Origin of the sequence: Trinickia sp., assembly GCF_036503415.1 — a bacterium.
Classification (GTDB): domain Bacteria; phylum Pseudomonadota; class Gammaproteobacteria; order Burkholderiales; family Burkholderiaceae; genus Trinickia.
Genome location: NZ_DASXWY010000036.1, coordinates 1 through 18,154, shown reverse-complemented (window position 1 = coordinate 18,154; position 18,154 = coordinate 1). Strand labels below are relative to the sequence as shown.

The following is an 18,154-nucleotide window of genomic DNA, read 5'->3' as shown; positions in this document are numbered from 1 at the left end:
GCCGAGGCCTCTTCGACCAGCGCCGCGTTTTGCTGCGTGACGTTGTCGATCTGAGCGATCTCCCCATGAATCTGCTCGATACCCGTGCGCTGAGCAGCACTGGCCGAGCTGATCTCGCCCATGATCGTGGCCGCTTGCTTCACGCTCTTCACGATCTCTTCCATCGTCTGGCCGGCCACGTCGACGAGTTTCACGCCCGATTCGATCTGCTCGACCGATTTGCTGATGAGCTCGTTGATTTCCTTCGCTGCCGTGGCACTGCGTTGCGCGAGCGCGCGCACCTCGGTCGCGACCACGGCAAAGCCTCGGCCTTGCTCCCCCGCGCGCGCTGCTTCAACGGCCGCGTTCAACGCCAGAATGTTGGTCTGAAAGGCGATGCTGTCGATTACGCTGATGATGTCGCCGATCTTCGTCGCACTCGAGTTGATATCGCTCATCGTGGCCACCGCGTCGCGCATCGTACGGCCGCCCTGTGTCGCGACCTCGCTCGCCTGCGCCACCAGTTCGTTCGCCTGCTTCGCATGTTCGGCGTTGTGCTTGACGGCATCGGTGAGCGCGGCAACCGAATGCGCCGTGCGTTGCAGACTCAAAGCCTGCTGCTCCGTGCGTGTACTCAAATCGTTGTTGCCGGCCGCGATTTCGCATGACGCCTGCGCGACCGTTTCCGCGGACAGTCGGACTTCCGCGATGGTGGACTGCAGCTTTTTACGCATCTGGTTCAACTCGTAATTGAGCCACGCGATTTCATCGCGCCCCGGCGATTCTATTTTTGTCAACAGATCGCCGCCCGCAATCCGGCCCACCGTTGCAACGACGTTTTCCACCGGCACGCGGATGCTCCGGCGTATGCCCCAGCCGAGCAGCATACCGGCCGCAACGGATGCGACCGAGACGGTCACCACCACCGGTAACAGTGCACGTACTGTGTCGCGCTCCCCGGCCAACGCGGCCATGATCGCCCAGACGGCCGCGCCGCCCGTCAGCAAAACAAGCGCGATCATGACCGCGAAGCCCGCCACGATGCGGGTGGTCAGGCGGTAATTCGAAAGTTTGAGCATCGGTGCCTCGACACGTCCTTGAGCGAAATGCATGTTTCGGGCTCGGCGCGCGCGGTACGCGGCGAGAGCGATCGGCGCGGCTCGCCGTTGTACGTATTTACGGCGCCGTAGGCAGGCGCCGCGCACCCGGGTTTACACGGGGGAAGCAACAGACTTTCAGCATTTTTTGGGCGCATCGATAAGCAATCGTTTAGGCGCATGACGCGTGCGGTTCGGCATACGCCCGGAATACCCGTGCCTCAGCGCTGCAACAGGAAAGTCAGCACCGCGTCGCGGAACTCCCGTGGACGCTCGATATTCGGCAGATGTACGGTGGGCAGAGCGACGAGCTGCGCGCCCGGAATCGTTGCGGCGATCGCCTCGCCATGGCTCGCCGCGGTGACGGTATCGTCGCGCCCTGTAATGACGAGCGTCGGCCGTTCGATGAGCGCCACGGTCCTGCGCAAGTCGGCATCCCGCACTGCTGCCAACGAGGCGGCGATGCCGTGCGGATTCATCGCGAGTAACACCTGCCGAAACTTTTCGACAGCCGGTTCGCGGTCGTTCAGCATCGATGAGGGAAACCAGTTGCGCAGGAATGTCTCGGCCGTCTCGGCGATATTGGCGGGCTCGCGCACCGACGCGATGCGCGCATCGATCTGCTCGGCAGGCCCCAAATAAGCCGAGGTATTGCTCAGCACCAGACGATCGATGCGCTCGGGCACATGAATGCCAAGCCACTGGCCGACGAATCCGCCGAGCGAAAGCCCGAGGAAATGCGCGCGTTCGATCCCGAGCTTGTCCATCATCTCCACGACGTCGCGGCCGAGCCGTGGCAGCGAATAGGCACCGGCCGGCACATCGGATGCGCCGTGACCGCGCATGTCGTATCGAAGCACGCGAAAATGCTCGGCGAACTCCGGAACGTCGTCTGTCCACATCTCCAGTGCGGTCCCGATCGAGTTCGATAGCACCAACACCGGGGAGTGCGGTTGGCCGTCGAGGCGATAAGCGACCCGCGTGCCGTCGCCGAGCGTAAGAAAGGATCGTTCTTCCATCGTAAAAGCTCCTTCGAGTAAGTGACCGTGATCGCTGCCCGAGCATGCGTTCCAGCGTCTCGAGCACGGTGCAGCGCTGCGGCAAACATTGCCGTCGAAGAGAGCCTAGTTGCGGAGAGTGTGAAAAGATATTACAAAGTTCGGAACATCTTTGTAATGTCATTTCGATCAGGGAACAGCATCGACATGTACGAGTTCACACTGCACGATTTGCAATGTTTCAACGCGGTCATTGAAGCGGGCGGTTTTCAAGCCGCCGCGACGCAACTGAACCGCTCGCATCCGGCCGTCTTCGCCGCGGTGGCGCGGCTCGAACGCCAACTGGATGTCGCACTGTTCGATCGCAGCGGATACCGTGTCCGCCTCAGCGCCGCGGGACGAGCGTTTCATCGGCGCGCGCAGCCGCTGCTGCGCGAATTCGAAACATTGCGTCAATACGCGACGCAATTGGCGATGGGTGAGGAAAGCGAGCTCGACATCGTGATCGGCGATGTCTGTCCGCGCGAGGCCGTGCTTGCATTGCTCGGTGGATTTTTCAGCCGCTATCCGGGCACACGGCTCAACCTGCATTTCGAAACGGTTGGCGGTCCCATCGAAAGGCTGCTCGACGCAGACGCCGACTTGATCGTTCATCGCATCGACAAGACGGATGCCCGCATCGAATGGATCGATTTGTGCAAGGTGCAATTCGTACCGGTCATCGCGCCCGGTGTGCTTCCGGAGCCTTTGCCGCGCGCGCTGCGGCCCGAGCAGCTACGCGAGCTGACGCAGTGCGTGATGCGCGACACGGCGCGACATACTCCGCAGCAGGAATACTTCACGATCGAAGGCGCGCATCGATGTACCGTGGCCGATCAATCGATGAAAAAGGAGATCATCCTGCAAGGCCTCGGCTGGGGACATCTGCCGCGCTTTCTGATAGAGAACGAACTGCAAGAGGGCAAGCTGCGGTCGATCGCCGGACGCTATTTACCCGGCGCAACGGAGGAGGTGGTCGCGGCGCGACGCCACGATCGCGCGCATGGCCCGATTGCCGAACGCCTCTGGCGCTACTTGCGCCAGGAAGCCGGTCATTGGCGCCGGTCGCTCGCGATCGCGGCGCACGATGCTGCCGTATGAACGTAGCGTGTGACGGAACGCATAATCGATCACCGCAACGAGCCCGTGCTCGGCGTTGGGCTCGGCGGCGCCGCGTAGCGTGGCGCATTCCTCGACGGCGAGCAACAGCGCTATCTGCCGCATCCGCAGGCGGTTCAGCAGTTGAGGGGTGGAATCGCCTCCGTCGATGGCGCCCCAGCTGATTACCTGTGGCTATCAATTCATCAATAGTTTTCAATTTACGGAAGTAGAGCGTCTACCTAGGATCAACCTTGAATCGCGCCTCCGCGCCACGCGGCCTGTTTTCAAGGAGATCAACGGATGACGATCGAACACCCCGCCCCGCAGTCACGGGCGAGCGTATCAGAGGTTGCGGCATGACGAGCGCTGCGCATCTGCCCGTCGTCGCACTGACATTGGGCGATCCGGCCGGTATCGGCTCAGAGCTGATCGCGAAACTGCTGGCGCGCCCGGACGCGACCTCACGCGCGAACATCGTGCTCATTGGAGACCGATGGCTCTGGCAGGAAGGCCAGCGCGTCGCGGGTGTCCAAGTGGAAGTCGACCCTATCGCCTCGCTTGCCGATGCACGTCTTCGCACTTCGACGTCGCGCCCCGCATTGGTCGCTATCGATACCGTCGACCGAGCCGAAGTGGTTTACGGCGAAGCGCGCGCCGTCGGCGGCGCTTCGGTGCTGCGAGTGCTGGATCAGTGTATGGACGCGACGCTTGCGGGTGTCGTCGATGCGATCTGCTTTGCACCGCTCAACAAACATGCGATGAAGCTAGGCGGGCTGGACCACGAGGACGAGTTGCACCACTTCGCGGAATACCTGGGCGTACGGCACTACTTCTGCGAGTTCAATACGCTGGGCGATCTGTGGACGGCGCGTATCTCCTCGCATGTCCCGCTGAAAGACGCGGCCAGCTATCTGAGCATCGAGCGCATCACGCAGGCGGCCGAGCTCATTTACCGGTCCTTATTCGCGAACGGCATCGCCGCACCGAAAGTCGCCATCGCCGCATTCAATCCGCACGGCGGCGACGGCGGCGTGTGCGGTCGTGAGGAACTCGAGATCATCGGTCCCGCCGTACGTGCATTGCAAGCGCGTAGTTGGCCGACCGACACGCCGTTTCATGGCCCGTTCCCCGCGGACACGATCTTCCTCAAGGCACAGGCCGGCGAATATCACGCGATCGTCACGATGTACCACGATCAAGGCCAGATCGCGATCAAGCTCATGGGCTTCTCCCGAGGCGTCACCGTTCAAGGCGGATTGCCAGTGCCCATCACGACGCCGGCGCACGGCACGGCATACGACATCGTCGGGTGCGGCCGCGCCGATGTCGGCGCGATGTGGCAGGCGTTTCAGATCGCATGCCGCATGGGAGCGGCGCATCGGCAATCGGCTGTCGTGGATTGATCGAGGGCGACCACGAACCCACGACCTGGGGTACTTGACGCCGATCGATGCGCCGAACGGCGCTCGCCCGGCGAACGGCGCCGCTGACAAAAAAACATGACGTAGTACAGGAGACAGACAATGAATTCGTTGAACCCGGCCGATAGCACGGCCAACCCTGCCGCGAACGCGGCCTATGAAGCCGATGCGGCGATGCCGCGTCGCCGCTGGCTGCGTGTGATTCCGCCGCTGCTGCTCGCTTGCGTCATCTCGTACATGGACCGCGTGAACATCGCCTTCGCGCTGCCTGGCGGGATGAACGCCGAGCTTGGCATGGACGCTACGATGGCCGGTCTCGCCGGCGGGATCTTCTTTTTCGGCTACCTGTTCCTGCAAATCCCCGGTGGCTATCGCGCGGCACTTGGCGGGGGCAAGAAGTTCATCGCATGGTCGCTCGTCAGTTGGGCCGCGCTCTCGGGGATGACGGGGCTCGTCACGCACACATGGGAGCTGCTGACGCTACGTTTCTTGCTCGGTGTTGCGGAGGGCGGCATGTTGCCGGTCGTGCTGACGATGGTCTGCAACTGGTTCCCCGATCGGGAACGCGGACGCGCCAACGCCATGGTCATCATGTTCGTGCCGCTCGCCGGCATGATCACCGCGCCGTTGTCGGGTTACATCCTGGCGACATACGACTGGCGCCATCTGTTCTTCAGCACGGGCGCGCTGTCGCTGCTGTTCCTTGGTGTCTGGCTGCTGTTTGCCGACGACGGCCCCGAGACGGCCCGCTGGATCTCGCCGCGCGAAAAGGCATACATTCTCGACGCGCTGCGCGCCGAACGCGAAAGCGCCGAGAGCGCGGGCGCGTTGCCTTCGACGTCGTTTCGAAAGGTGATGGGCAATCCGACGATCTGGCTGCTGATCGCGGTCAACTTCTGCTACCAGTTCGGCATCTACGGCTACACGATGTGGCTCCCCACGCTGCTGAAGAACCTTATGCATACGGGCATGGGCAAGGTGGGGCTACTCGCGATGCTGCCTTATATCGCGATGATCGTGGGCATGTTCGCAACGTCGTACCTGTCCGATCTGACCGGCAAACGGCGTCTGTTCGTGCTGCTTCCGCTTGTCGGCTTCGCGGCCTGCCTCGCGCTGTCGGTACTGACACGATCGACGATGTCCGTTTCCTTTGCGTTCCTCGTCGGCTGCGGGTTCTTTCTCCAAGCCGCGGCGGGCGTATTCTGGGCAATTCTGCCCAAGCTGTGCACCCGCGAAACGGCGGGCGGCGCACGCGGCCTGATCAACGCATTGGGTAATCTGGGTGGGTTTTGCGGGCCCTATGCGGTGGGTGTGCTCACCCAGCACCTCAGCTCGGCCGCCGGCGTGTACAGCCTGGCGGTGACGCTGGCGATCGCCGGCTTGCTCTCGATGGCGCTGCCGAAGCGCTGCGAAGCGTGACGCAAGTCTGGGCCCCGATCCGATCGATACCGCGGGGCGCCGCGCTCATGCGTGCGGCCGCGACGCAATCACCTGAGGACAAGGCTTCACCATGAACGATATCCTGCTGCTGGTGCAAAAATGTGCCCATACGTTCAGCTTCTACGATCTCGAAACGAAAACGGCGCTCAAGCATATCGTCCTGCCGGCTTTTCCCCACGAGTTCACAGTGGCTGCGAGCGGCCGCCATGCGTACGTCGGCATCTTCGGGATCGAAACCGCGTGGACGCGCGGCGAGCAGGGCGATCACCGGATTGCCGAAATCGATCTGGGAGAGCGCAGACTCACGCGCATGCTCGATCTATGGCCGTACTTTCGGCCGCACGGCATGGCGAGCGACAGCGAGGGGCGCCTGTATGCGATGAGCGAGGCAAACGACATGCTGCTCATCTTCGATCGTCCCGGCGATCAGGACGTGCCGAACATGGCGGTGCCGTCGGGCGGCGTGAAGACGCACCTGGTGACGCTGGCGCGCGAAGCGAACAGTGCATACGGAGTCCATCTGCTGTCGAACACGGTCACGCGGTTTCATCCGCGCGATGCAACGGTTACACCGCGATCCGTGATGCCGGGGCCGCGCCCCGAGGGCAATGCGTTGTCGAGCGACGAGCGCACGCTTTACGTCGCGAACCGCGGCGATGACACGCTCGTTGCAATCGACACCGAAACGATGACCTGCGGGCGCCGTGTGAAAACGCGCAGCGATCCGAATCGCATCTACCGCACGACCGCACAGGATGGCCGCGACCTGCTGCTGCTGACCAATTCGGGAGATCGATCGGTTTCGGTTTTCGACGCAACGCAGCTCGAGGAAATCGAGCGGATCGCGCTGCCGGCGAACCCGACCGCGCTGTCGTTCCATCCCTCGCGACGAGCGGCTTATATCTCGTTCCAGGACGATCACGTCCGCGAACTAGACATGACGAGCTGGCGGTTCATCGGCGAAATGCCGACGCTGCGCGAGCCGGACGCATCGTATGTGCTCGCAGGCAACCGCTGACCGGCCTATGGACGACGCACGGCCGGGTCTGCCCGATGCGATCGTCGACGCACACCATCATCTATGGCGACTCGGCGGCGACCTCAGTTATCCGTGGCTGCAGGAGGCGTATGACGCGGAGCACTTCATGCTCGGCCCGTACGATGCGTTGCGCCGCGACTTCGGCGCGGAAGAGTTTCGCCGCGCGGCCTGCGGTGCGCCCATTGTGGCAAGCGTGCACGTGGAAGCGGAATGCGCACGCGCCGACGCGCTCGCGGAGACGCGTTGGCTGCACGAAGTCGCGGCGCGGCACGGCCTTCCGTCGGCCGTTGTCGCATGGGTCGACCTGCTGGCCGACGATGCCGGCGAGCGTATCGCCGAGCAGGCTCGCTATCCGCTCGTGCGCGCCGTGCGCTTCAAGCCTCTCACGTCGGCCATGCCCGCCGAGAGGATCCGCGGTCCGGGCACACTGAACGATCCGCGATGGCCGCGTGCCCTCGAACGGCTGCGCTCCCACGGACTAGGGTGGGACTTGCGCGTGCCGTTCTGGCATCTGGAAGAAGCGGCCGCTCGATTGGCCGACGCGCCCGCACTCGATGTGATGCTCGAACATGCCGGATTGCCGTGGGATCGAACTGAAGGGGGCCTCGCGCGTTGGCGGCGCGGCATGGCGGCGCTGGCCGCGCACCCGCGCGTCTCGGTGAAGTTGTCGGAATTCGGATTGCGGAATTCGGGATGGAACGAGATGGAAAACCGGCGGATCATACGGGACACGATCGAGACGTTCGGCGTCGAGCGGTGCATGTTCGCGAGCAACTTTCCGGTGGCGGGGCTGCGCATCGCCTACCCGGCACTCGTGTCGACCTTCGCCGCCGCGCTGGCGGACATGGGACTCGACGAGTGCGCGCGCCGCGCAGTCTGGCATGACAACGCGGCCCGAATCTACCAGCTCGACCTCAACCCGCCGCGCCATGCCTCGGCCGCATCAGCACCTTGATCGAATCGAGCGAATTGGCCACCTTGATTGCTTCGTCCCACTCTTCGAGCGCGAAACCGTGCGTGACGATACCCTTCGATGTGACGAGCCCGCGCGCCAGCAGGTCGATGGCAATGGGGTAGCAGTAGGGGCCCAGATGCGCGCCGCGCACATCGAGTTCCTTACGATCGCCGATGATCGACCAGTCCACGCTGGCATCGGCGCCGAATACGGAAAACTCGACGAATCGCCCGAGCTTGCGGATCAGATCCAGGCCCTGCGTAACCCCTGAAGGCGAGCCGGTCGTCTCGATGTAGACATCGCAGCCGTATTGATCGGTGATCGACCGAACGATGGCGAGCGCCTCTTCGCGCGTCGGATTGATCGTGATATCGGCCCCGTATTCGCGCGCAAGCGCGAGCCGATCGTCGACGAGATCGATGACCACGAGCTTTTTCGGGGTCTTCAAATGCGCGACTTGCACCATCATCAAGCCGAGCGGCCCCGCACCGGCAATGACGACGACATCGTCGAGCTGGATATCGCCGCGATTGACGGTATGAATCGCGCAAGCGAGCGGTTCGATGATGGCCGCGTCCTCGAGCGAAATGCCAAGAGGAATCTTGTGCACGATCGCGGTGGGCGGAATGCGCATATATTCGGCCATGCCGCCGTCGGCCACCTCGCGCTGAAAGCCGAAGATGTTATGGATTTCGCACATCCAGTATTGGCCCGATTTGCAATAACGGCATTTCCCGCAAGGCACGATCTGTTCGGCGATCACGCGATCGCCCTCGGCGACGCCGAAGTGCTCGGCCGCACCGTCGCCCAACGCCTCCACGTAACCGAAAAACTCGTGCCCCGGAATGACGGGCGCCTTCACCCAGGGGCTCGGACCGCCCCAGAACATCTTGGCGCCCGAGTAGCATTTGCAGTCGCTCGCGCACACGCCGCACGCGGCAATGCGGATGACGAGTTCATTGGGCCCCGGCTGCGGCCGCGCCACCCGTTCGACGCGGTAGTCCTTCGGGGCATGGCAGACGATTGCGGTCATCTGATCTTGGGCATTCGATTCGCTCATGATGTTTGCTCTCGGCATATCGAAACGGTTAGGAGTCCTGATTCATCGTTTGGTGCGTGGCGTCTGGCCAGACTTTCTTCATCCCGCCAGAAAGCCTCCGTCCACCGCGAGGCTCGTGCCGCTCACCATCGCGGCATCGTCACCGAGCAAATACGCGATGGAGCGAGCGACCTCGTCGGGTTGCACGAATCGATCGAGCGGAATACGCGCGAGCATCGGCGCGGATTTGGCGGGATCGCTCCACGCTTTTTCAGCCATCGGGGTGAGGGTGACGACGGGGTTGATCGCATTCACGCGAATGCCATGCGCACCGAGCTCGACGGCCATGACGCGCGTGAGACCGTCGAGCGCGGCCTTCGAGGCGCAGTACGCCGCATGCAGCGGTAGCCCGATCATCGCGGAGATGCTCGACACGTTGACGATCGCGCCCGGCACACCGCGCTCGATCATGCTGCGCGCGCAGACCTGCGCGACGATCATCGGCGCGCGGACGTTGACCGCCATCGTGGTGTCGAACGCGTCGACGGTGGTATCGAGAAACGGCTGAAGCTCTACCATCCCGGCGTTGTTGACGAGCAGATCGACAGGCTGCGCCGCTTGCGCCGCGGCACGTGCCGCATCGGCATCGGCCAGATCGACGCAGACGGTCTCGCAGCCGATCGCCGCGGCGAGCGCTTCGAGATCGCTGCGCGTGCGGCTCACTGCGATGACGCGCGCCCCGCGCGCGGCCATCAGGCGGGCCGTGGCTTCGCCGATACCTTTTCCGGCACCCGTCACGAGCACGGTCTTGCCCGCGAACTCGCGGCTTCTGTCGAGCGCTGTCATGTCGTCGCCCTCATGGTTCGTCGATCAGCCGTCGCGCCGAGTCCTCGTCGGTGACGAGGACCGAGACGTAGCCGCCGCGCAACGCCGCGCGCGTCACGGAGAACTTCTTGGCGCCGCCGCTCACGAGCACGACGCGCTTGATGCCGCGCAGATCGTCGAGCGCAATGGCCACGGTACGGCGGTTCAATGGATGGTCGATCAGCTTGCCGTTCTCGTCCATGAAGTGGCCGAGCATGTCGCCCACGGCGCCGGCCTTGCGCAGCGTGCGCAGATCGTCGGGGTTGTTGATGCCGTAAGTGATGACGAGCGACTCGGTCAGATCGCCGACCGTCAGCAGCGCGAGATCGGCGCCGCGGGCAAGCTCATAGGTCTCGCGTACCGTCTCCTCCTGCAGGATCACATCGCGCGCCTTCTGGCTGCTGACATAGATCGGCGCGGCGAACAGGTAGCCGTCCGCGTGGCAGAGATTCGCGAAGTCCGAGACGATATCGAAGGTATTGATGCTTGGACAGTGCGACAGGCCGCCTTGCAGGGAGACCGCGGAGATCGGTCCGTAAGCCCGTTGCGGCATCGCGCGCAAGACGGCGCGAATCGTGCGGCCCCAGCCAAGCCCGATCGTATGCCCGGGCTCGATCTGCTTGCAAAAATAGGCGGCCGCACCGATACCCAGCGCGGCCATGTTCGCCTCGTGCGTGAGACCGGTCGGCACGACGATTGCATCGGTCAGCCCGAAACGCGCGGCGAGCGCCGCTTCGAGTGACACGCACGGCGCGATGCGGCTGTTGATCGTGATCTGCACGAGACCCGATTCGCGGCTGGCGGCAAGCAGGCGGTTCACTCGCACGCGGTTGCTGCCGATGCGCTGCGCGATTTCCTGCTGCGTGAGGTTGCCGACGTAGTAATGCCAGGCGACGCGCGCTTGCAGCTCTTCTTCGCTGTCTATCGATTCGTCGTCGGCGCTTGCCGGCGCGGAGGTGTCTGTCTTGCTCATGGGCAGTGCGGTGCGTCGAGGTGAATGGCGTTATTTGACCGCGCCCATGGTAAGGCCTTGCACGAGCCGGCCCGAGACGAGCAGTGCGAACACGACCATCGGCAGCACGATGAGCGTGCCGGTTGCCATGATCTCGCCCCACGGCAGCTCATATCCGCTCATATAGCTCGTCGCGGCAACGGGCGACGTCACCGCGTCGGAGCGTGTCAGCACGAGCGCATAGAGCAGGTCGTTCCAGGAAAAGATGAACGCGAAAATGGCCGACACGACGATGCCCGGCATCGCGAGGGGCAGGTTGATCCGCCAGAACACGCGCCACGGCGAGGCGCCGTCGAGGCGTGCCGCTTCGTCGAGCTCGACGGGAATATTGCGGAATTGATCCGTGCAGATCCAGACCACGATCGGCAGCGAGAACGTCAGGTAAAGCAGGATCAGCACGATATGCGTATCGACGAGGTCGAGCTTCGTCGCAATCAGAAAGAACGGCACCGCCAGCACGACCGGGCTCACCATCCGGTTCGAGATGAACCAGAACCACAGGTCTTCCTTGCCGCGAAATTCGTAGCGCGCGAGTGCATAGGCGGCCGGCGTGCCCAGCAGGATCGAGAGCACGGTTGTACTGCTCGCGATGAGCAGAGAATTGACTAGGCTGCCCGCTACGTCGTGCTGAAAGAGCGCATCGATGTAATGGTCGAGCGTCGGCGTAAAGATCCAGTGCGGAGGATAGGCGAGGGCATCGGCCTGGTGTTTCAGGCTCGTGGTCACCATCCAGTAGAACGGGAATACCGAAGACAGAAAAACGATCAGGAGGCCAAAAAAATGGCCGGCGCCCGCGCGCTGACGTGCGAGGCGGGCGCGCCGCGCGCGCAGCGTGACACGGCCGGAATCGGGCGTGGTCGGTGTCGTGTTCAAGCGGCCTCCCGATAGACGAAGCGGATATAAAGACGCGAAAGAACGATCGTGAGAATCAGCAGCAGCATGGCCTGCGCCGATGCCATGCCTTGATCGAAGAGCCTGAAGCCGATGCGCTGGATGTAGACGCTGATGAATTCGGTGGCTGAGCCCGGTCCGCCGCGCGTCATCGTGAAGACGGCATCGAACATCTTCAGCATGTCCGCGGAACGCAGGATCATGATGGCGGTGAGACCGGGCAGCAGGTAAGGCCGCTGCAGGTGCCAGAGAATCATGCTCCACCTCGGCGTTTCGAGCCGTGCGGCTTCCTCGGCCTCTTTGGGCACCATCGCCAGGCCTGCGAGAAAGATCAGCGCGCAAAATGGCGCCCACTGCCAGATGTCCATGATCATCACCGAGACATAGGCAAGCGTCGGATCGGCGAGCCAGTCGAGCGGCGGCACCCCGAAAAAGCTCAGCAAATAGTTGGCGACGCCGAATTGCCGATTGAAGATGAGCCGGCCGATCAGGCCGACGACGGCATACGTCGTCGCCATCGGAATGACGAGACTCACGCGGGCCGCGGCCCGCATCCACGCGAGGCCGCTGCGATGCAGCATCAGCGCTGCGAAAAGGCCGATGCCCACTTCGATCGGCAGTGTCAGGCATAAGAACAGCACGGTGCGGCCGAGCGCTTGCCAGAACGACGGATCGGTGAGCGTCGCCACGTAATTGTCGAATCCGACGAATGGGGTGCCGGATTCGACATCGGCGAGCTTGTATTGATGAAACGAGTTATAGAGCGCAACGAGCAGCGGATAGACGCCGATCGCAGCCAGCGCGAAGATGGCCGGGAACAGAAACCAGAAGGCCGGCGAGCGCGGCCACAGCCGCAAGCGCGCGGCCGCTGATCTCGTTCGTGCCGTGGTGCCTGGCACGGTCGTCTTCATCGTCTGGCTCCTCGGGTCTGGCATCGTTGTGCTCGTTGCGCGCGCCGCATGCGGTTCGGCCTTATTTCAACAAGGGTTTTTTGCCGTCGTAGTAGCCGTCCTTGGCGAGGATCGCATCCATCTTGTCGCCGATCGTCTTCGCGCCGTCCTTGACGGAGACCTGGCCCAGCATCATCTTCGTGCCCCACTCGGCGATGATTTCGGAAATGGCCGGCCACTCGGGGAAACGGGGACGATAGTCAGGCACGCCGCCTTGCCACGATTCGACCATCGGCTTCACGAACGGATATTTGTCCTGCACGGCTTTGTCCTGATAGACGGCCATGCGAGCCGGCACGCCGCCCGCTTCGAGGTACGGTTTGGCCATCTGCTCGGACGTGATCCATTGAATGAACAGCCACGCTGCCGCCTGTTTTTTCGCGTTCGACTTCGCGTTGACGGCGAGCGAAAAACCGCCCAATGCAGGCTTCAGGCCGGCCGGACCGCGCGGTTCGGTAGTGATCGCCAGGCAGTTGCCGATCTTCGATTTCGACGGATCGGTCAGCGTGGGATAGAACGCCGACCACTCGGTGATCATCGCAACGCGCCCTTGGGCGAGCGCATTGACGGCTTCCGCGTGGTCGAAGTCGACGATGCCCGGCGGCATGTACTTCATCAGCTTCTGGCGGTACTCGAGGCCGGCCTGCGATTGCGGCGAAAGCAAATTGGACTTGAACTTCGCATCGAGCAGCGAGCCGCCGTTCGGCCATAGCACGCGCATGAAGCTGTCGGCCGATTGCGTCTCGCCGCGGCGCGATTGCAGCGCGAACGCGTATTGGTTCTTGTCCGGGTGGGTCAGCTTGGGTGCGTAGGTGTTCAGCAGGTCATCCCAAGTCTTCGGCGGCGTATCGAACCCGGCGTCCTTGAGCATGCACTTGTTGTAGAACATGAGCCCGGAATAGTTATCGAACGGCAACCCATAGGTGACCTTGTTCCAGGTACCGAACGAATCGAGCAGAATCGGGAAAAAGCCCTTCAGGTTCAGATTCGGGTCCGCCAGCTTCGGGTCGTCCGTGAATTTCTTGATCGGTGCGAGCCATTTGTTGTTCGCGAACTCGCCGATCCACACCACGTCGACAAGCACCACGTCTTGCGCGCCGCCGCTCGCGAAGTTGAGCACTTCGCGCTCGCGCGTGCTCTCGTAGGGAATCGTCTCGAACTTGACCTTGATGCCCGTTTCCTTCTCGAACTCGGGAATCAGCTGGGCCGCGGCCTTGTACCCGGGACGATCGAGAAAGATTGCGTTGATCGTCGTACCCGAGTACGGTGCCGCCGCTTCCTTCAGCGTCCACGCATAAGTGTTCGCCGCGGCGAAGAGCGAAGCGGTCGCCAGCAACAACGTCGAGGCCTTCGGCCGAAGGAAGCGTTTGTTCATTGCCTGTCTCCTGGGATGTAGTGTGCTCGCCTCGTGCGATACACTTGTAATTTCAGTTTTACAAATGTATATTTTGACCCGAGGCACTTGTCAAGAAGAATTCGATTCGAAGTTCGTGATGCGGTGCGGCGATTCCGGTACGGATCTGGACCGCGGGAGACACGCATGAGTGCAGTTCAGTTGCAGGCAATCCGCAAGACGTTCGGCGCTACGGAAGTGCTGAAGGGCATCGACATCGAAGTCGCGGACCGCGAGTTTCTCGTGTTCGTGGGGCCTTCGGGATGCGGCAAGTCCACGCTGCTTCGCACCATCGCCGGCCTGGAGGCGGTCGATTCGGGCCGCGTGCTTATCGGCGAGGAGGACGTGACGGACCTCGAGCCCTCGCAACGTGGTGTCGCCATGGTGTTTCAGTCGTACGCCCTCTATCCGCATATGTCGGTGTACGAGAACATCGCGTTTGGCCTGCGCATGCTCAAGTTGCCGAAGGACGAGATCGAGCGTCGCGTACGTCGCGCAGCGGAGATTTTGCAGATCGGACAGCTACTCGAACGCCGCCCGCGCGCGCTCTCGGGTGGGCAGCGTCAGCGCGTGGCGATCGGGCGCGCCATCGTGCGCGAGCCGAAGGTCTTTCTTTTCGACGAACCGCTCTCGAACCTCGATGCTGCGCTGCGGGTGCAGATGCGGCTCGAGCTGATCAAGCTGCACAAGCAGTTGAACGCAACGATGATCTACGTCACGCACGATCAGACCGAAGCCATGACGATGGCGGACCGCATCGTCGTGCTCAACCATGGCCTGGTCGAGCAAATCGGCTCGCCGCTCGAGCTTTATCGCCAGCCGCGTAACCGCTTCGTGGCCGGTTTCATCGGCTCGCCCAAGATGAATTTCCTCGATGTGCGCGTGGTTTCCGCCGAAGGCCGCAGTGTCGCGGTGGAACTGCCGGGCGGCGCGTCGCTGGCGTTGCCTTTCGATGCTAACGGCGTGCGCGCCGGCGAAACGTTGACGCTCGGCATTCGCCCCGAGCATCTGCTCGAACAGGACATGGCGGGCGCAGAGGGTGCGTTCGCGGGTGAAGTGATGGTCATCGAGCATCTTGGCGGAGAAACGCTGCTGCATCTGCGTCTGGCGGACGATCGAACGATTCAGCTCAAGGGTTCGGGCGAGTCCAAGGCCGTGGAGGGCCAACGCATTGCGGCAGGCTTTGCGATTCGCCATGTGCATCTGTTCGCGCAAGACGGCCGGGCACTCGTCAATACGCGCTCGATGGCCGAGCAGGCCGCCGCGTGAGACGTCAATTCGGCATGGCCGGCGAACGCCCGAGCGTGCCACGGGCGCGGCCGGCCGTTGCCGTCAGACGGGCGTTTCGAGGTAGGCGGGGTACCGTGGACTCGACCCGTTGGGCGGCGCGACGACCCGGTTGCCTCGAACGACTTTGACGCGCTGCTCGTCAGGCAGCTTGGAGCGGCCCCCGGTGGCTTCACGAAGCAGCCGGTCGAAGAAGCCGATTCCCTCGTGCGCCGCGACGCGTGGCGGCGCTCGGCGTTCGGTGGCCATCGGATGGTGACATCCTTCGTGCTTCCCGTTGAGCTGCGTATCGATAAGCAGGCGCGGGGTCTCGAGCCAACCCGGATCGATCCCGAGCGAGATGGCTTCGCGTTTGTAACCGAGGAGCCAGCCGGCTTCGATGTTTGCATGCGAGAGCGACGGGACGAGCCTGTCGAGAAAGTTGGCCTTTCCGAGCAGGCACCCGCGAAATGCCAGCAGACCGGCGCTCGTCAAACCCCACCCGGCCAGCTGGTACGCAACGTCCGGGGCGCCCAGCAACGTTCTGCCGAGGAACAACCCTTGGGGGCAGCCGTGGCTGACCACGATCAGCTTGGTCGTGAGATTGCTGAAAGACAACGAACCCGCTTCAAGACGCTTGTATCCCGGGAGTATCTCGCCCGCGCGGCGGTGAGTGCGCGCAAAGGGGACGCTGAAGCTTCGGTCGCGCGAAATTCCGTAGCGCTTTTTCCAGGCATTTGCGCATTCGCGGATCGTTCCATCGGCCGGATCCAGTAGAAGGATAGCCACATCGTTCCATTTCAATTTGTGCCTCCAATGCAATTGGGAATGAGTGCTTCAAACTACGCGCCGGCCGCGCTGAATCATCGACTATGCGAGGTGGTCTAGGACCGAATTACCGCCTCCCGCCGCATTCTCAGATTTTTCTCCCCTCGCTCGCATACCGAAGCGAGCGAGCCGATCGCCTCGGCAAGCATGCTTCTCGCCCAATGGTCCGGGCGCATTCATTTATCCTTCCCGTTCCTTTCATATTGCATTCGATTGCGTGCGCAAGGACCGCGTTTGCCGGCGCGAGCAGCCGCCCGCGGCAGCAAGCCATGTTCCTCGCATGCGACTCCTATGACGATTTTATGATCGGTAGCGCGCGGTTCGACCGCGATGTGTGCGCTAGCCTAGCGACGTTGCGCCAGACCCGGCAGGAAAGGGCGTGCTCGAAAAGGGAGAGGTATGAACGCATTCGATCGTCCGTTGATCGAAGCGATGAGCCATTACACGGTGCATTCGCAATCGGTCGCTCATATCGTCGACGCGATCTCGAAGATGTACTTGTTCAAGGGCACGCTGCTCGTGGCGTTGCTCTGGTGGATCTGGTTCAGACATTACCGCGCGACCTCGCGGGACGAGATCGCCATTCGGCGGCGCGACCGCGAACTGGTAGTCATTGCGATCGTGAGCGGTTTCGTTGCATTCCTCGCGGGACGGCTACTCGCGCATTACCTGCCGTTTCGGCTGCGTCCGGTCTACGAGCCGGCTCTGCAAGGCTTGTATCCCGTCACGAAAGTCGATCAGTTGTTGCCGCGCACATGGAGCGCATTTCCAAGCGACCATGCAATGCTTTGGTGCGCGATTTCAATGGGCATTTTTTTGGCGTCGAGATGGCTCGGCATCTATGCGTTCATTCATACCGCCGTGCTGATCGGGTTGCCGCGCATCTATCTCGGGTTGCATTATCCGAGCGATGTGATCGTGGGTGGGCTGCTTGGGGTCCTGCTCGCCGGCATCATGAGTGTGCGGCCGATACGCGCGACCGCCGCGAAACCCGTGCTTGCGATGGCACGACGATGGCCCGGACCGTTTTTCGCGTTGGCGTTCTTACTGAGCTTCGAGCTGGCCACGCAGTTCGACGAGTTCCGAGTCATCGCGCACTTCTTCTCGGAGCACTACTTCGAAACGTCGTGAGCCGCTGGCAATGCGGATCAAACGATGAGACGCGCCGCACCGTCGCCTACTCGCTCGGCGAACTTGCGAACCGTTTGCGCGGCGATGTCGACGAGATTCTCAGCGCGATTCGTGCCCGTACGCCAGGCAATCACGAACGGTAGCGGCGGCGGGGTTTCGAGCCCGTCGAGCCGGCGAAGCACGCCTTTTTCCAGCAGATCGGCCACGAGTGCCGGCGGCATCGCCGCCACGCCGAACCCGGTGCGCGTCAATTGAATCATCGCGGCCAGGGAGTTTACGCAACTCACGCGCGCCTCGGCGACGCCATATGACTGCATGAGTCGCAGCAAATCCTGGTGCGGACGCGAGTGGCGAGAATATGTGATGAGCCGCTCGGCGCCGAGCCGACGCAACGCGGCGGTCATCGTTTCGTCCGGTTGCATGGGCTGCATGTTCGATCCGGCCGCCGCAATCCACGACACCGGCAGTTCGAGCAGCTCCACGCTGCGGATCGTCTCGTCGCGGATCATGTCGGTCTGAATCACGAGGTCCAATGTTCCGCGGCGCAACTGTTCGTTCAGGTTGAGCGCCGTGTCCGACGTGACTTCGATATCGAGGTTGGGGTAGTGGTGCATCGCGTCGGCGACGAAATCGACGAACCACGAATGAATCGCGCTATCCATCGCGCCGATCCGGATCGTGCCGGCAGCGAGGTTCTCGTCTTGCAACGAG

17 protein-coding genes are annotated in these 18,154 nt (G+C 62.8%); 7 read left to right on the top strand and 10 right to left on the bottom strand.

All coding sequences use genetic code 11. The features are described from left to right. Positions 1-1,091: methyl-accepting chemotaxis protein (locus tag VGL01_RS05470; protein WP_331567839.1), on the bottom strand; the 1,091-nt coding region annotated here is incomplete at its 3' end. A 206-nt stretch (positions 1,092-1,297) separates the two neighbouring features. Beyond that, positions 1,298-2,095, bottom strand: a complete 798-nt coding sequence (locus tag VGL01_RS05465; RefSeq protein WP_331567838.1) for an alpha/beta fold hydrolase — start codon at positions 2,093-2,095, stop codon at positions 1,298-1,300. 186 nt (positions 2,096-2,281) lie between these two features. Here VGL01_RS05465 and VGL01_RS05460 point away from each other — a divergent pair, with 186 nt between their 5' ends. From VGL01_RS05460 to VGL01_RS05435, 5 genes are all read left to right on the top strand, one after another. Beyond that, positions 2,282-3,214, top strand: coding sequence for a LysR family transcriptional regulator (locus VGL01_RS05460; RefSeq protein WP_331567840.1), 933 nt, complete (start codon positions 2,282-2,284; stop codon positions 3,212-3,214). A 356-nt stretch (positions 3,215-3,570) separates the two neighbouring features. After that, on the top strand, positions 3,571-4,617 hold the full coding sequence (locus tag VGL01_RS05450; protein ID WP_331567837.1) for a 4-hydroxythreonine-4-phosphate dehydrogenase PdxA: 1,047 nt from the start codon (positions 3,571-3,573) through the stop codon (positions 4,615-4,617). A gap of 120 nt (positions 4,618-4,737) precedes the next feature. After that, positions 4,738-6,054 carry an MFS transporter gene (locus VGL01_RS05445; RefSeq protein ID WP_331567836.1) on the top strand — a complete coding sequence of 439 codons (1,317 nt, stop codon included), beginning with the start codon at positions 4,738-4,740 and terminating at the stop codon, positions 6,052-6,054. Between the two features lie 91 nt (positions 6,055-6,145). Beyond that, complete coding sequence (locus VGL01_RS05440) at positions 6,146-7,093, top strand: YncE family protein (RefSeq protein ID WP_331567835.1); 948 nt, start codon at positions 6,146-6,148, stop codon at positions 7,091-7,093. Continuing rightward, a complete protein-coding gene (locus VGL01_RS05435) occupies positions 7,071-8,069 on the top strand; it encodes an amidohydrolase family protein (protein ID WP_331567834.1) in 999 nt (332 codons plus the stop codon). Before VGL01_RS05440 ends, VGL01_RS05435 begins: the two co-directional genes overlap by 23 nt. Here VGL01_RS05435 and VGL01_RS05430 read toward each other — a convergent pair. From VGL01_RS05430 to VGL01_RS05405, 6 genes are all read right to left on the bottom strand, one after another. Further along, positions 8,029-9,129 carry an alcohol dehydrogenase catalytic domain-containing protein gene (locus tag VGL01_RS05430; RefSeq protein ID WP_331567833.1) on the bottom strand — a complete coding sequence of 367 codons (1,101 nt, stop codon included), beginning with the start codon at positions 9,127-9,129 and terminating at the stop codon, positions 8,029-8,031. The genes VGL01_RS05435 and VGL01_RS05430 overlap by 41 nt on opposite strands. 78 nt (positions 9,130-9,207) lie before the next feature. After that, entirely contained in the window at positions 9,208-9,954 is a 747-nt protein-coding gene (locus VGL01_RS05425) for an SDR family oxidoreductase (protein WP_331567832.1), read from the bottom strand. A gap of 10 nt (positions 9,955-9,964) precedes the next feature. Continuing rightward, positions 9,965-10,945, bottom strand: a complete 981-nt coding sequence (locus VGL01_RS05420) for a sugar-binding transcriptional regulator (protein ID WP_331567831.1) — start codon at positions 10,943-10,945, stop codon at positions 9,965-9,967. Positions 10,946-10,975: 30 nt separating this feature from the next. Continuing rightward, complete coding sequence (locus tag VGL01_RS05415; protein ID WP_331567830.1) at positions 10,976-11,857, bottom strand: carbohydrate ABC transporter permease; 882 nt, start codon at positions 11,855-11,857, stop codon at positions 10,976-10,978. Next, positions 11,854-12,786: a sugar ABC transporter permease gene (locus VGL01_RS05410; RefSeq protein WP_331567829.1), complete on the bottom strand. Its 933-nt coding sequence runs from the start codon at positions 12,784-12,786 to the stop codon at positions 11,854-11,856. Before VGL01_RS05410 ends, VGL01_RS05415 begins: the two co-directional genes overlap by 4 nt. 61 nt (positions 12,787-12,847) lie before the next feature. Beyond that, positions 12,848-14,200, bottom strand: coding sequence for a sugar ABC transporter substrate-binding protein (locus tag VGL01_RS05405; protein WP_331567828.1), 1,353 nt, complete (start codon positions 14,198-14,200; stop codon positions 12,848-12,850). 165 nt (positions 14,201-14,365) lie between these two features. Here VGL01_RS05405 and VGL01_RS05400 point away from each other — a divergent pair, with 165 nt between their 5' ends. After that, positions 14,366-15,487, top strand: coding sequence for a sn-glycerol-3-phosphate ABC transporter ATP-binding protein UgpC (locus VGL01_RS05400; RefSeq protein ID WP_331567827.1), 1,122 nt, complete (start codon positions 14,366-14,368; stop codon positions 15,485-15,487). A gap of 63 nt (positions 15,488-15,550) precedes the next feature. Here the strand turns inward: VGL01_RS05400 and VGL01_RS05395 are convergent, their stop codons facing one another. Continuing rightward, on the bottom strand, positions 15,551-16,288 hold the full coding sequence (locus VGL01_RS05395; RefSeq protein WP_331567826.1) for a hypothetical protein: 738 nt from the start codon (positions 16,286-16,288) through the stop codon (positions 15,551-15,553). A gap of 423 nt (positions 16,289-16,711) precedes the next feature. Here VGL01_RS05395 and VGL01_RS05390 point away from each other — a divergent pair, with 423 nt between their 5' ends. Continuing rightward, positions 16,712-17,443, top strand: coding sequence for a phosphatase PAP2 family protein (locus VGL01_RS05390; RefSeq protein WP_331567824.1), 732 nt, complete (start codon positions 16,712-16,714; stop codon positions 17,441-17,443). Between the two features lie 17 nt (positions 17,444-17,460). Here VGL01_RS05390 and VGL01_RS05385 read toward each other — a convergent pair. Continuing rightward, on the bottom strand, positions 17,461-18,154 hold a 694-nt coding region (locus VGL01_RS05385; RefSeq protein ID WP_331567822.1), incomplete at its 5' end, for a substrate-binding domain-containing protein.

Excerpts from the sequence above, each read along its gene's own strand:
- VGL01_RS05465 (WP_331567838.1), bottom strand. The coding sequence starts at position 2,095 with ATGGAAGAACGATCCTTTCTTACGCTCGGCGACGGCACGCGGGTCGCT.
- VGL01_RS05460 (WP_331567840.1), top strand. The coding sequence starts at position 2,282 with ATGTACGAGTTCACACTGCACGATTTGCAATGTTTCAACGCGGTCATT.
- VGL01_RS05450 (WP_331567837.1), top strand. The coding sequence starts at position 3,571 with ATGACGAGCGCTGCGCATCTGCCCGTCGTCGCACTGACATTGGGCGAT.
- VGL01_RS05445 (WP_331567836.1), top strand. The coding sequence starts at position 4,738 with ATGAATTCGTTGAACCCGGCCGATAGCACGGCCAACCCTGCCGCGAAC.
- VGL01_RS05440 (WP_331567835.1), top strand. The coding sequence starts at position 6,146 with ATGAACGATATCCTGCTGCTGGTGCAAAAATGTGCCCATACGTTCAGC.
- VGL01_RS05435 (WP_331567834.1), top strand. The coding sequence starts at position 7,071 with ATGTGCTCGCAGGCAACCGCTGACCGGCCTATGGACGACGCACGGCCG.
- VGL01_RS05430 (WP_331567833.1), bottom strand. The coding sequence starts at position 9,129 with ATGAGCGAATCGAATGCCCAAGATCAGATGACCGCAATCGTCTGCCAT.
- VGL01_RS05425 (WP_331567832.1), bottom strand. The coding sequence starts at position 9,954 with ATGACAGCGCTCGACAGAAGCCGCGAGTTCGCGGGCAAGACCGTGCTC.
- VGL01_RS05420 (WP_331567831.1), bottom strand. The coding sequence starts at position 10,945 with ATGAGCAAGACAGACACCTCCGCGCCGGCAAGCGCCGACGACGAATCG.
- VGL01_RS05410 (WP_331567829.1), bottom strand. The coding sequence starts at position 12,786 with ATGAAGACGACCGTGCCAGGCACCACGGCACGAACGAGATCAGCGGCC.
- VGL01_RS05405 (WP_331567828.1), bottom strand. The coding sequence starts at position 14,200 with ATGAACAAACGCTTCCTTCGGCCGAAGGCCTCGACGTTGTTGCTGGCG.
- VGL01_RS05400 (WP_331567827.1), top strand. The coding sequence starts at position 14,366 with ATGAGTGCAGTTCAGTTGCAGGCAATCCGCAAGACGTTCGGCGCTACG.
- VGL01_RS05390 (WP_331567824.1), top strand. The coding sequence starts at position 16,712 with ATGAACGCATTCGATCGTCCGTTGATCGAAGCGATGAGCCATTACACG.